The sequence below is a fragment of the Actinomadura sp. J1-007 genome (assembly GCF_009793335.1).
Taxonomy (GTDB): Bacteria; Actinomycetota; Actinomycetes; order Streptosporangiales; family Streptosporangiaceae; genus Spirillospora; species Spirillospora yumaensis.
In genome coordinates, this window is record NZ_WING01000001.1 from 50,215 (window position 1) to 62,738 (window position 12,524).

Genomic DNA, 12,524 nt, shown 5'->3' on the forward strand with positions numbered 1-12,524 from the left:
CCCCGGAAGCGAGCGATCCGCCGTTTCCGGGGCGGCGCCGTACGCGCGCGAGCGCGGGCCCGCGCGGAACGGGCGTGTCAGACCGAGACGGCGGCGGTCGAGCCCGCGCGCTGCTTGGTGATGCGGAGCTGGGCGGGGATGCGGGCGCGCAGCTCGGCGACGTGGCTGACGATGCCCACGGCCCGGCCGCCGTCCCGCAGGGCGTCGAGGACGTCCATGACCTCGTCGAGGGTCTCCTCGTCGAGCGTCCCGAAGCCCTCGTCCACGAACAGGGTGTTGATCTCGGCGCCGCCCGCCTCGGCGGTGACGACGTCGGCGAGGCCGAGCGCGAGCGCCAGCGAGGTGATGAACGACTCGCCGCCCGACAGCGTCACCGGGTCGCGCTCCAGGCCGGTCCAGGCGTCGGCGACGCGCAGGCCGAGGCCGCCGCTGCCCTTCGTCCGGTCGCCGGCCGCCTTGTCGATGGTGTGGACGAGCGAGTAGCGCTTGGCCGACATGCGGTCGAGCCGTTCGTTGGCGGCGGCGACGACCTGTTCGAGCCGCGCCGCCAGCACGTACGCCGACAGCGACATGTTGCGCCGGTTGGCGGGGGACTTGCCGGACGTCAGCCCGGCGAGCCGTTCGGCCACCTCGTGGCGTTCGGCGGCCGGACGCCAGTCGCGCACGGCGGCGGCCAGCCGCTCGCGCAGCTCGGCCAGGCGCCGCCGCCTCTGGCGGGCGCGGTCGGCGGCCCCGGCGACGCCCCGGTGGGTCGCCTCGGCCGCGGCGAGCGCGGCCTCCAGCGCGGCGAGGTCGGGCGCGGGCTCCCGGGACGCGGCCGCGAGGGCGGCGTCGCCGAGCAGGTCGCGGATCGCGGCCTCCTCGTCGTCGAAGCGGCGGGCCCGGTCGCGCAGCCGCGCCTGGTCCTCGTCGGCCATGGCGGCGGCCAGGACGTCGTCGGCGGAGCGGAAGCCCTCCGCCTCGCCGGCCTTCGCGGCGCGGTCGCGGGCCTCGGCGTGCTCGGCGGCGGCGCGTTCGGCGAGCCGGAGCGCCTCGACCGCCTCGGCGAGCGCCGCGGCCTCCCGGTCCAGCCGCTCGACCCGCGCCTCCAGCGTCGGATCGCCGCCGCGCGCCTCGTCCAGCTCGGCGCGCAGCCGCGTACGCTCGCCGTCCAGCTCCGCGTCCCTGGTCCGCACCTCGGTGAGGGACTGCGCGACCTCGTCGCGGCGGTCGCGCTTCTGCTCCAGCTCCCGTTCGGTACGGGTGAGGGCGGCTTCGAGCCGTTCGGCCTCGGCGGCCCGCGCCTCGGCCGCCGCCAGCGCGTCGCGCGCCTGCTCCAGCTCGTCCACCAGGGCCTCGACGGCGGTGTCTCCGGCGGTCTCCAGCAGGCCGTCGCGCTCGGTGCGGCGCGACTCGACCTCGCCGGTGGCGGCCTCCCGCACGGCCTGCGCGCGCTCGTACTCCGCCTGCGCCCGTTCGAGCTGCTCCTCGGTCGGGATGACGGCGAGGGACGTCACGGGCTCCGGGTGCTCGCGCGACCCGCACACGCGGCACGGCTCGCCCGCGACGAGTTCCTCGGCGAGGACGGCGGCCATCCCGTCCAGCCGGGCCTGGCGCAGCTCCTGGGCGCTGTCGCGCGCGGCCTGCGCGGCGTCGACGGCGTCGCGCTGCGCCTCCTCGGCCCCGGCGAGGAGCCGTTCGACGTGGTCGCGGCGCTGCGCGGCGTCGGCGCGGCGCTCGGCGTCGGCCACGGCCGCCGCCGCTCCGGCGCGCCCCGCCGCGGCGAGCCGGGCGTCCTCCAGCGCCCGCCGGTCGGCCTCGACCAGCGCGGGCAGCTCGCTCAGCGCGTCGGCGAGCTGCGCCTCCTCGGCGGCGGCCCGTTCGGCCTCGCGCGCGAGACCGGCCCGTTCGGCGTCGATGCGGCGGACCCGTTCGACCTTGCCGCGCTGCGCCTCCAGCACCGCGATCTCCCTGCGGCGGTCCTGCTCGGCCTTGGCGAGGACGTCCTCGGCGGCGCCGGGCGGGACGAGCGAGCCGACCTCGGAACGGGCGTGGTCGGCGCGGCGGCGGGTCTGCCGGGCCCAGTCCTCGCGTTCGCCGGACTGGCGGATCAGCGCCACGACGCGGTCGGCGCGCGCGGCGGTGTCGAGCCGCGAGGTGAGCCGGGAGCGCTCCTCGGCGCGTTCGAGCAGGGCCTCGCGGCGGGCCACGGCGTCGGCGTGCCTGCGCTGCCGTTCGGCGAGGTCGCGGCCGCGTTCGGCGTCGGCCCGCGCGGTCTCGACCGCCGCCTCGGCGTCGGCGCGGAGCCCTTCGGTGACGGCCAGGATCGCGTCGTGCTCGCCCGCGAGTTCCGCGGCCCAGGCGGGCAGCTCGTCAACGGCCTCCAGCGGCGTCTCCGCCGGACGGCCCTGGGCGCCCCCCTGGCGCGGCTCGGGAACGAGCGGGACCGCTTCGCGGGGCGCGTCGGCGCCCGTGGTCTCGGCGATGCGGTCGGCGATCGAGGACGCGGCGGCGCTCAGCTCGGCGGCCTCGCGGCGGGTGGCGGCGCGCCGTTCGGCCAGCCACTTCTCCACCTGGGTGAACACCTCGGTGGCGAAGAGCCGTTCGAGGACCTTGCGGCGCTCCTCGGCGCCCGCCCGCAGGAAGCCCGCGAACTCGCCCTGCGGCAGCAGCGCGACCTGGCAGAACTGCGTGGCGTTCATGCCGAGCAGCCGCGAGATCAGGTCGCCGGCCTCGTCGAGCCGCGCCGACAGCCCGGTCCACTCGCCGTCCGCGTACTCCTCCAGCAGCACCTTGGCGTGCTCGCCCGTCGTTCCGCTGCCGCGCAGCTTGGGCCGTTCCCACGCGGGCGAACGGGTCACGCGCAGCCGCCGCCCCCGGATGGTGGTCTCCAGCACCACGCGCGGCGCGAGGCCCGCCGGGGCGTGGTCGCTGCGCAGGCCCTTCACCGCGTTGCGCGCGCCGGGGACCTGGCCGTAGAGGGCGAAGCAGACGGCGTCGAGCACGCTGGTCTTGCCCGCGCCCGTACGGCCCTGGATGAGGAAGAGCCCGGCGTCGGACAGCGTGTCGAAGTCGATCACCTCGGTGCCGGAGAACGGCCCGAACGCGGTGATCTCCAGCCGATGCAGCCTCACGCCATCGCCTCCTTGCGCCGGCACGCCTCGAACGCCTCGTGGAGCAGCCCGCGCTCGGCCTCGGACGCGGGCCCGTCGGTGACCTCGGCGACGAAGTCGCCGGCGACGTCGAGCTCCGACCGGCCGCGCACGCGCTCGGACCAGCTCCGGCCGCCGCCGTCGCGCTCGCCGCCGCGGGGGTCGAAGCCGAGCACGAGCGCGTGCGGGAACCGGGCGCGGAGCCGTTCCATCGCGCCGGCCGGGCGGCGCGCGTCGGTCAGCGTGATCTGGAGCCAGTGGTCCTCGTAGGCGTCGAACGCGGAATCGGTGAGGAGCCGTTCGATGTCGCCCTCGATGCGGGCGACGCGGCGCGGCACGGGCGCCTCGACGAACTCGGCGCCGAGCGCGCCGTCGTCGCGCAGGTCGATGAGCCACGACCCCTTGACGTGCCGTTCCTCCGAGAACGAGTAGGCGAGCGGCGAGCCGGAGTAGCGCACCCGGTCGGTCATCCGCTGGCGGCCGTGCAGGTGGCCGAGCGCGACGTAGTCGACGCCCTCGAACACGCCGGCCGGGACGTACGACGCGCCGCCCACCGAGATGTCGCGCTCGCTGTCGCTCGCCTCTCCCCCGGTGACGAAGGCGTGCGCGAGCACGACGGAGCGGAGCCCGGAGCCGCGCCGCGCGCCGAGGTCGGCGCGGACGCGGCGCATGGCCTCCGTCAGCACCGCGGCGTGGCTGCGCTCGTCCAGCCTCCAGCCCTCGCGGACGAGCTCGGGCTCCAGGTAGGGGATGCCGTAGATCGCGGCGCCGTCCACGACGACGGGCTCGCCGACCGCGGCGAACGACGTCCGGACGTGCACGCCCGCCTCGTCCATCAGCGCCGACCCGAACCCCAGCCGGTGCACCGAGTCGTGGTTGCCCGCGATCAGCACCACCCGGGCGTGCTCGGCGAGCCGCGCCAGCGCCTCGTCGCACAGCTTGACGGCGTCGACGGCGGGCAGCGCGCGGTCGTAGACGTCGCCGGAGACGAGCACGCAGCCGACCCGTTCCTTCCGGACGGTCTCGACCAGGTGGTCGACGAACTCGGCCTGCGCCCGCAGGAGGTCCTCGCGGTGGAAGGATCTGCCGAGATGCCAGTCGGAGGTGTGGAGGATTCGCATGTCGCAGACACCATAGGCACCCCCTCCGACACATCCGGCGCAGAAACGCCGAGTCACCCCAAAGGATCTCCGGCCCCGCGCGGGCACGGTCCGGGCCCCGCCGGGGGGCGCGGACGGTGGGTGACGCGTCCGCCACGAACCGCTCCACCGGCCCGGCTCCCTTAGGGTTGCGGCGTGAGCGAGCGCCCGTACGTCCTGCTGAGCTGCGCGATGTCGGTGGACGGCTACATCGACGACGCGACCCCCGAACGGCTGAGGCTGTCGAGCCCCGCCGACTTCGACCGGGTGGACGGGGTGCGGGCCGCGTGCGACGCGATCCTCGTCGGAGCCGGAACGGTCCGCGGCGACGACCCGAAGCTGCTGCTGCGCTCGCAGGCGCGGCGCGACAAGCGCGTCGCGCGCGGGCAGCCGCCGGACCTGACCAAGGTGACGGTCACGTGGAGCGGCGACATCGACCCCGCGGCGCGGTTCTTCACCACGGGCGAGTCGCCGAAGCTCGTCTACGCCCCGTCCGGCACCGCGCCCGCGCTGGCCGGACGGCTGGAGGGGCTCGCCGAGGTGGTCGACACGGGCGACGCGGTCGCGCTGGAGACCGTTCTCGGCGACCTCGCCGCGCGGGGCGTGCGGCGGCTGATGGTCGAGGGCGGCGGCGGGATCCACACCTGGTTCCTGACGTCCGGCCTGGTGGACGAGCTCCAGCTCGTCGTCGCGCCGTTCTTCGTCGGCGACCCGTCCGCGCCCCGCTTCGTGCATCCCGGCGTGTTCCCGCAGGCGCCGGGGCGGGCCATGCGCCTGGACGAGGTCACGCGGATCGGCGACCTGGCGCTGCTCCGCTACCTGATCGGCGCCGCCCGTGGATGACGCGCCCCGTCCGGACGGCGGGGGCGGCGCGGCGCGGCGCGGGGCCCGGCGCGGGCGGACGACGACCGCTGGCTGTCGCTCGCGTGCGACCTCGCGCTGCTCTGCCCGCCGTCGCTCACCGCGTTCTCCGTGGGCGCGGTGGTCGTGGGCGCGGACGGCCGCGAGATCGCCCGAGGCCACTCCCGCGAGGACGACCCGTCCGGCCACGCCGAGGAGGCGGCCCTCGCCAAGGCGCGCGCCGGCCTGGCCGGGGCGACCGTCTACAGCTCGCTCGAACCGTGCGGCCTCCGCAAGTCGCACCGCACGCCGTGCGCGGAGCTGATCCTCGCCTCGGGCGCGTCCCGCGTCGTGTTCGCGTGGCGGGAGCCGACGCTCTTCGTCGAGGGAACGGGCGCCGAACGGCTCATCGCCGCGGGCGTCGAGGTCGTCGAGCTGCCGGCCCTGGCCGCACGCGCCCGCGAGGCCAACGCCCACCTCCTCGGCCACGCATAGACGGCCCGGCAACACGCAGACGAGGCCGGTCACGCGTAGCCGGGCCGGTCACGTGTAGGCGGGCTTTGCGGGTGGGGCGGCCTTCAGTTCGTGGAAGCCGGGGGCGCCTGCGACGAGCAGGGTGCCGTCCCAAAGCCGTCCGGCGTCCTCGCCTGTCGGGACGCGCGAGAGCACGGGGCCGAAGAACGCCGGGCCGCCCTCGACGGCGATCACAGGGGTGCCGATGTGCGGCCCGACCTTGCCGATCCCCTCGGCGGTGGCGGCGCGGACCGCGCCGTCCAGGCCGGTGTCGGACGCGGCGTCCGCCAACTCGCGCGGCAGCCCGGCATCGGCCAGCGCGTCGGGCCAGGTCTCGGGGTTCCACTCCGGCTCGCCGGGCCGGTGGACGCGCGCCCCGAGGGCCGTGTAGTAGCGGCCGAGCGCCTCGTGCCCGTAACGGTCGGCGACCGCGACGCAGATCCGGGCGGGGAGCCAGAGGTAGCCCTCCGGGTCCCCTTCCGGATCGTCGTCGCGGCCCTCGTTCAGCGCGGCGAGGCTGAGCACGCGCCACCGCACCTCGATCGGCCGGACCGCCGCGGCCTCCAGCAGCCAGCGGGAGGTGATCCACGTGTACGGGCAGGACGAGTCAAACCAGAACTCGCAGATCCGGGTCATTCCGCCCACCCTAGCCAGGAGGTACGCGCGCCGCCGGGCGCGCGCCCGGCGGGTGGGCGTCAGGCTTCGGCGGGGGCCAGGCCGACCTCGTCGGCCTCCGCCGCCGCGGGGGCCGGGCGCCGTACGAGCAGCGCGGCGAACGCGCACACGATGGCGACGACGCCGAAGAACCCCCAGGCCATCCCGTACCCGCCCGACGGGGCGATGCGGCCGAACAGGAACGGCAGCAGGAACCCGCCCACGGCCGACACGGTCAGCATGAGCCCGACGGCGGTGCCGATGTTCTCCTCGGAGACGCCGCGCGCCGTGCCCGGCACGGTCTGCCAGACGGCGAAGCCGAAGTTGAACATGAAGCCGATGCCGAACGCGGGCAGCCAGAACCAGCCCGTCCCCACCATCGGCACGAGGAAGAAGAACAGCCCCTCGACGACGGCCGCGACGGTGAAGACCGTCCGCACGCTGGCGAACCGGTCGCTGATCCACCCGCCGAGCACGCTGCCCGGCACCCCGGCCACGCCGATCAGCAGCGCGGCGAGGCCGACCTCGGTCGAGCCGAAGTGCCGCTGGTCGTGGCCGTAGTCGCCGAGGAGCTGCGAGCCGCCGAGGAACGCGCCGTACGCGCCGAGGAACGCGAGCCCGTACAGCCACATGTCGCGGTTGCCGAGCGTCTCGCGGACGGCCTCGCGCGACAGCCGGATGCCGTGCAGGCGCTCGCTCCCCGCCGGGACGCGGAAGAACAGCGCGCTGACGACCGCGACGCCGACGCAGATCGCGCCGCCGAGTGCGAGCGCCCCGCGCCAGCCGAGGCCGTCGGTGACGGGGTCCCACACGTACAGGCCGAGGGCGGAGCCGAGCGCGAAGCACGCGGAGGTGACGCCGAGCGCGAGCGCGTGGTGGCGGCGCTGGAACCAGACGCTGACCGCCGCCACGCCGATCGCGGCGAACACCGAGGCGCCGACGCCGCACACCACGCGGGTGGCCATCAGCGTCGCGTAGTTGGGCGCGATCGCCGACAGCACCGCCGCGCCGCCCTCGACGGCGAGGCCGATCGCGAGGACGCTCCGCATCCCCCACCGGGTGGCGAGGAACCCGCCGGGGATGTGGAACACCCCGTACCCGACGACGAACACGGAGATCAGCGTCGCGACCTCGGGGATCTCCAGGCCGAACGCGTCGCTGATCTGCCCGAAGCCCGGCGCGATGTTGAACCAGTTCATCGTCATCACCAGGAACCCGGCGGAGACGATGGCGAGCATGACCCACTTGCGGGGGTCGTCGGCGAGGTCGCCGCCGTCCGGGCCTGCCGGGGACGGGTCGCGGGGTCGACTGGTCATGGGGGTCTCCTTCAGGAGCCCGAGGCGGCGGTCGCCGCGTAGCCGGTGGGGGAGGTCATGGCCGCGCGCAGGCGGCTGCGGGCGAGGCCGCGGGAACGGCCCATGAGGGACATCACGGCGGTGCGCGGCGCCTCGGGCAGCGCGTTGAGCGTGCCGAGCCGCCGGGAGAACCGCTGGGTGTGCTGGATGACGGGCCGTTCGACGGCCTCCCAGGCGCGCAGCCGGTCGGCGGGCGAGCCGCCGCGCCGGGTGACGGCGTGGGCCAGCCCGAGGGCGTTCATCATGGCGCAGCCGCCGCCCTGCCCGAGGTACGGGGGCTGGGCGTGCGCGGCGTCGCCGAGCACCGCGACGCGCCCGGCCGACCAGCTCGTCAGCTCCATGAACTCGAACGCGTCCCAGCGGGCCTCTCCGTCCAGCGCGTCGATCAGCTCGCGCAGGTGCGGGAACGACTCCCGCCAGGTGGCCTTGTCGATCGGGATCGCGCGGCCCCGGTCGTCGGCGAGGTCGCAGACGAGCGCGATGTAGAGCTCGCCCGCGCTGCTCGGGGTGTAGAGGACGCGGCGCGAGCCGGAGAAGTACTCGATGTACTTGGGCTCGTCCTCCGGGGCGACGAAGCCCGCCTGGCGCGGGATGAGCACGCGGGTCGCGCCCTGCTTCATCCGGACGCGGCGCTTGACGAGGCCGAGGCCGTCGCGCAGCCGGGAGTTGACGCCGTCGGCGGCGACGACGAGGTCGCCGCGCGCGGACGAGCCGTCCTGGAACGTCACGGTCCCGTCGGGCCGCGCGGAGACGGCGGTGGAGCCGGTGACGATCTCGGCCCCGGCCTTCTCGGCGGCGCCGACGAGGGCGCCGATGAGCCGTTCGCGGACGATGGTGCACAGGCGCGGGCCGTCGCCGCCGTTGATCGGGATGGCCTCGACGGTGCGGTTGCGGGCGTCGCGGGTCTCGGTGACGGTGCCGATGTGGGCGCCCTCCACCGCCTCGTCGTGGATGCCGAGGGACTGGAAGACCTTCAGGCCGTTGCTCCAGATCCAGATGCCCGCCCCGATCGCGCGGATCTCGTCGTCGCGCTCGTGCACCCGGACGCTCCAGCCGCGCTGCGCGAGCGCCACCGCCGCGGTCAGGCCGCCGAGGCCCGCTCCGACGATCTCGGCATGCCCTGTGGTCGCCATGGTCACCGCCCTGCCTTTCAGAGGCGCGGACCGCGTCGGGCCACGGTGGACCGCACGGGGGCCGTGCCTCACGTACTGGTGCGGCCATGCTCGCCTGCCTGAGATATGCACCACAAATGCCGTTTGTCGCGTCCGATATGCGCGTACGGCCATACCTGGCGGAACCGGACCGCCACCTGAACGCCGCCCGAACGCCGTCGGCCCTTCGCCGGACGGCCCCCCGCGGGTGAGACCCGCGTCTCATCACCGCGCCCGGACCCTTGCCAATCCCCCGGGGCACCGTGCGATGCTGGGTCCCAGCAGGACCAAGCAAGCATTCGGTCAACGATCCCCACCCACATCCCACCCGCACTTTTCCGGGGCCCTCGGGCGAGGGGCAGGAGGCACAGCAGCATGCGCGAGCACGATCGGCTGTTCATCGGCGGCGAATGGGCCGCACCGGCCGGCACCGGCACGATCGACGTCATCTCCCCGCACACCGAAGAGGTCATCGGCCGCGTCCCCGACGGCACCCCCGCCGACATGGACGCCGCCGTCGCCGCCGCCCGCCGGGCGTTCGACCACGGCCCCTGGCCGCGGATGACCCCGGCCGAGCGCGCCGAGACCGTCGGCCGCCTCTCCGCGATCTACGCCGAGCGCCAGCAGGAGATGGCCGACCTCGTCACCGCCGAGATGGGCTCGCCGATCCTGTTCTCGGTGTTCGGGCAGGCCGCGATCCCCCAGATGGTGCTCCAGTACTACGTGGACCTCGCCGCGTCCCACACCTGGGAGGAGGAGCGGCAGGGGATGCTCGGCCCGGTCACCGTGACCCAGGAGCCGGTGGGCGTCGTCGCCGCGATCGTCCCGTGGAACGTCCCGCAGTTCACGCTCATGCTGAAGCTCGCCCCCGCCCTGATCGCGGGCTGCACCGTGGTGGCCAAGCCGTCGCCCGAGACCCCCCTGGACACCTATCTGCTGGCCGAGTGGATCAAGGAGGCGGGCATCCCGGACGGCGTGGTCAACATCGTCCCCGGGGGCCGCGAGGCCGGCGCGTACCTGGTCGCGCACCCGGACGTGGACAAGGTGTCGTTCACCGGCTCCACCGCCGCCGGGCGCAAGATCGGCGCGGTCTGCGGCGAGCAGCTCAAGCGCGTCACCCTGGAGCTCGGCGGCAAGTCCGCCGCGATCATCCTGGAGGACGCCGACCTCGCCTCGACCGTCGAGGGCTTCAAGATGGCCTCGCTGATGAACAACGGCGAGGCGTGCGCCGCGCAGACCCGCATCCTCGCCCCGCGCAGCCGCTACGACGAGGTCGCCGACGCGCTCGGCGCGATGGTCGGCGCGATGGCGGTCGGCGACCCGGCCGACTACGGCACCGAGATCGGGCCGCTCGTCGCCAAGCGCCAGCAGGACCGGGTGGAGGACTACATCCGGATCGGCCAGGACGAGGGCGCCAAGATCATCACCGGCGGGCTGGACCGCCCGCACGACCGCGGCTGGTACGTCGCCCCGACCGTGTTCGGCAACGTCACCAACCAGATGCGGATCGCCCGCGAGGAGATCTTCGGCCCGGTGCTCGCGCTCATCCCGTACGAGGACGAGGACGACGCGGTCAGCATCGCCAACGACAGCGACTACGGCCTCGGCGGCTCGGTCTGGACGTCCGACGTCGAGCACGGCCGCGACGTCGCGCGCCGGATCCGCACCGGGAGCTGCGGCGTGAACCTCTACAGCCTCGACCCCAACACCCCGTTCGGCGGCTACAAGGACAGCGGCCTCGGCCGCGAGCTCGGCCCCGAGGGCCTGGCCGCGTACGTCGAGCACAAGTCCATCCCCCGCCCCGCCTGACCGCGCCTCCGTCCCCCCGGCCCGCCGCGTCGACCGCATCAGCCGATCGGTCGATGCGGCGGATCAGCCGCGGCGTGGCCGGCCGGTCGATGCGGCGCGGGAGCCCGCCCGGAGAGCCTTGACCCGGGCCCGGGAGCGGGCCGGGGAGGGACGGCGATGGCGGTCATCGAGGCGACGGGCCTCACCAAGCGGTACGGGGCGCGGCTCGCGCTGGACGGCGTCTCGTTCAGCGTCGGGCAGGGCGAGATCTTCGGGATCCTCGGTCCGAACGGCGCGGGAAAGACCACCGCGGTCGAATGCGTGGAGGGGCTGCGCCGCCCCGACGAGGGCGCCGTGCGGGTGCTCGGGCTCGACCCGTGGCGCGACGGCCCCGAGCTGCGCCAGCGGATCGGCGTGCAGCTCCAGGAGAGCGCCCTGCCGGGCGCGATCAAGGTGGGCGAGGCGCTGGAGCTCTACGCCTCGTTCTACCGACGGCCCGCCGACCCGCGCGGGCTGCTCGCGCGCTGGGGCCTGGAGGAACGGCGCGACGACCGCTTCGGACGGCTGTCCGGCGGGCAGAAGCAGCGGCTGCTGATCGCGCTCGCCCTCGTCGGGTCGCCCGAGGTGGCGTTCCTGGACGAGCTGAGCACGGGCCTGGACCCGTCGGCGCGCCGGGCCGCCTGGGGGCTGGTCGAGGAGGTCCGCGCGTCGGGCGTGACGGTCGTGCTGATCAGCCATTTCATGGACGAGGTCGAGGAGCTCTGCGACCGGGTCGCGCTGTTCGACGGCGGCCGGATCGTCGCCTCGGGCACGCCGGGCGAGCTGGTCGACCGGGCCGGCGGGACGCACCGGATGCGCTTTCGGCCCGTCGGCGAGCCGGACCTCGCCCTGCTCGCCGAGGTGCCCGGCGTCACCCGGGTCGAACGGTCCGGACGGCACGTCGTGGTCTCGGGCGCCGGCGACTTCGCCACCGCCGTCGCCTCCGCCCTCGCGCGGCACCGCATCCTGGTCGCCGACCTGCGCATGGACCGGCACACCCTGGACGACGCGTACGCGGCCCTCACCGGCAGCGCCTCCGTCGGCGACGAGACCGCGGGCGTCTGAGCCCGCCGTCCGCTGCCCGCCGCTCGCTGCCCGCCGCCCGCCGCCCGGCGGCGCGCCCGGCGTCCGAGCCGTCCGGGAAGAGCCGCCCAGGAAGGGGTCCCATGCTGATCAAGATCACGATCGTCGAGTTCCGGATGCGGATGCGGGAGATGCTGACGCCCGCGTTCGCGCTCGCGCTGCCGCTCGCCATGCTGTTCGGGTTCGGGCTGCTGCCGCACGCGGGCAGGCCGAACGCCGACCTCGGCGGGCAGAGCCTCGCCGAGTACATCGCCGTGCTCGGGATGGGCGTCGCGTTCGTCATCCTCGCCGTCGTCATGCTGCCGAGCGTCCTGTCCGACTACCGCGAGAAGGGCGTGCTGCGGCGGATGCGCGCCACCCCCGTGCGGCCCTCGGCGCTCCTCGCCGCGCAGCTCGCCGTCAACCTCGGCGCGGCTGCGGTGTCGGCCGCGACGATGGTCGTCGTCGGACGGCTCGCCCTCGGCACGGCGCTGCCGCGCGCGTTCGGCTGGTTCCTGGCGGCGGTGGCGCTGAGCCTGCTCGCGCTGTTCGCGGTCGGGCTGCTCATCGCCGCGCTCGCGCCGAGCGGCCGGGCGGGCAACGCGATCGGGATGGTGCTGTTCTTCCCGAGCATGTTCTTCGCGGGCTACTACGTGCCGCGCTCGCAGCTCCCGGAGGCCGTGGCGCGGATCGGCGACTACACTCCGTTGGGCGCCGGTGTCAAGACCATCGGTGACGCGTGGACGGGCCACGCGCCGGAGGCGTCGCAGCTGGCGGTGCTGGGGCTGTACGCGGTGGTCGCGGGCGCGGTCGCCGCGCGCACGTTCCGCTGGGAGTAGGCGGGAGCGGGAG

The 12,524-nt window shown here is 75.3% G+C and carries 9 protein-coding genes and 1 pseudogene; 5 read left to right on the forward strand and 5 right to left on the reverse strand.

Annotated elements, in window-relative coordinates:
* Positions 1-77: 77 nt before the first annotated feature.
* Both GEV43_RS00275 and GEV43_RS00280 read right to left on the reverse strand, forming a co-directional pair.
* Positions 78-3,113 carry an AAA family ATPase gene (locus GEV43_RS00275; protein ID WP_160818990.1) on the reverse strand — a complete coding sequence of 1,012 codons (3,036 nt, stop codon included), beginning with the start codon at positions 3,111-3,113 and terminating at the stop codon, positions 78-80.
* On the reverse strand, positions 3,110-4,252 hold the full coding sequence (locus tag GEV43_RS00280; RefSeq protein ID WP_160818991.1) for an exonuclease SbcCD subunit D: 1,143 nt from the start codon (positions 4,250-4,252) through the stop codon (positions 3,110-3,112). The genes GEV43_RS00275 and GEV43_RS00280 overlap by 4 nt, the downstream gene beginning before the upstream one ends.
* Positions 4,253-4,426: 174 nt before the next feature.
* Between GEV43_RS00280 and GEV43_RS00285 the strand changes: the two genes are divergently transcribed.
* Both GEV43_RS00285 and GEV43_RS00290 read left to right on the forward strand, forming a co-directional pair.
* Entirely contained in the window at positions 4,427-5,113 is a 687-nt protein-coding gene (locus GEV43_RS00285) for a dihydrofolate reductase family protein (protein WP_160818992.1), read from the forward strand.
* Between the two features lie 45 nt (positions 5,114-5,158).
* Positions 5,159-5,605, forward strand: a pseudogene (locus tag GEV43_RS00290) (deaminase); the annotation flags it as partial.
* 48 nt (positions 5,606-5,653) lie between these two features.
* Here GEV43_RS00290 and GEV43_RS00295 read toward each other — a convergent pair.
* Genes GEV43_RS00295 through GEV43_RS00305 form a run of 3 tightly spaced genes read right to left on the reverse strand, consistent with a single transcriptional unit; the run spans position 5,654 to position 8,765 of the window.
* Positions 5,654-6,259, reverse strand: coding sequence for a disulfide bond formation protein DsbA (locus tag GEV43_RS00295; protein ID WP_160818993.1), 606 nt, complete (start codon positions 6,257-6,259; stop codon positions 5,654-5,656).
* Positions 6,260-6,318: 59 nt separating this feature from the next.
* On the reverse strand, positions 6,319-7,593 hold the full coding sequence (locus tag GEV43_RS00300) for a nitrate/nitrite transporter (RefSeq protein WP_160818994.1): 1,275 nt from the start codon (positions 7,591-7,593) through the stop codon (positions 6,319-6,321).
* Positions 7,594-7,604: 11 nt separating this feature from the next.
* Positions 7,605-8,765 carry an NAD(P)/FAD-dependent oxidoreductase gene (locus GEV43_RS00305; RefSeq protein ID WP_160818995.1) on the reverse strand — a complete coding sequence of 387 codons (1,161 nt, stop codon included), beginning with the start codon at positions 8,763-8,765 and terminating at the stop codon, positions 7,605-7,607.
* 393 nt (positions 8,766-9,158) lie between these two features.
* Here GEV43_RS00305 and GEV43_RS00310 point away from each other — a divergent pair, with 393 nt between their 5' ends.
* The 3 genes from GEV43_RS00310 (at position 9,159) to GEV43_RS00320 (ending at position 12,511) form a co-directional block, all read left to right on the forward strand.
* Positions 9,159-10,592, forward strand: coding sequence for an aldehyde dehydrogenase (locus GEV43_RS00310; RefSeq protein ID WP_160818996.1), 1,434 nt, complete (start codon positions 9,159-9,161; stop codon positions 10,590-10,592).
* Positions 10,593-10,748: 156 nt separating this feature from the next.
* Positions 10,749-11,675, forward strand: coding sequence for an ABC transporter ATP-binding protein (locus GEV43_RS00315; RefSeq protein ID WP_160818997.1), 927 nt, complete (start codon positions 10,749-10,751; stop codon positions 11,673-11,675).
* Between the two features lie 101 nt (positions 11,676-11,776).
* Positions 11,777-12,511, forward strand: a complete 735-nt coding sequence (locus GEV43_RS00320) for an ABC transporter permease (protein WP_160818998.1) — start codon at positions 11,777-11,779, stop codon at positions 12,509-12,511.
* Positions 12,512-12,524 lie beyond the last annotated feature (13 nt).

Excerpts from the sequence above, each read along its gene's own strand:
- GEV43_RS00315 (WP_160818997.1), top strand. The coding sequence starts at position 10,749 with ATGGCGGTCATCGAGGCGACGGGCCTCACCAAGCGGTACGGGGCGCGG.
- GEV43_RS00320 (WP_160818998.1), top strand. The coding sequence starts at position 11,777 with ATGCTGATCAAGATCACGATCGTCGAGTTCCGGATGCGGATGCGGGAG.
- GEV43_RS00280 (WP_160818991.1), bottom strand. The coding sequence starts at position 4,252 with ATGCGAATCCTCCACACCTCCGACTGGCATCTCGGCAGATCCTTCCAC.
- GEV43_RS00295 (WP_160818993.1), bottom strand. The coding sequence starts at position 6,259 with ATGACCCGGATCTGCGAGTTCTGGTTTGACTCGTCCTGCCCGTACACG.
- GEV43_RS00305 (WP_160818995.1), bottom strand. The coding sequence starts at position 8,765 with ATGGCGACCACAGGGCATGCCGAGATCGTCGGAGCGGGCCTCGGCGGC.
- GEV43_RS00300 (WP_160818994.1), bottom strand. The coding sequence starts at position 7,593 with ATGACCAGTCGACCCCGCGACCCGTCCCCGGCAGGCCCGGACGGCGGC.
- GEV43_RS00310 (WP_160818996.1), top strand. The coding sequence starts at position 9,159 with ATGCGCGAGCACGATCGGCTGTTCATCGGCGGCGAATGGGCCGCACCG.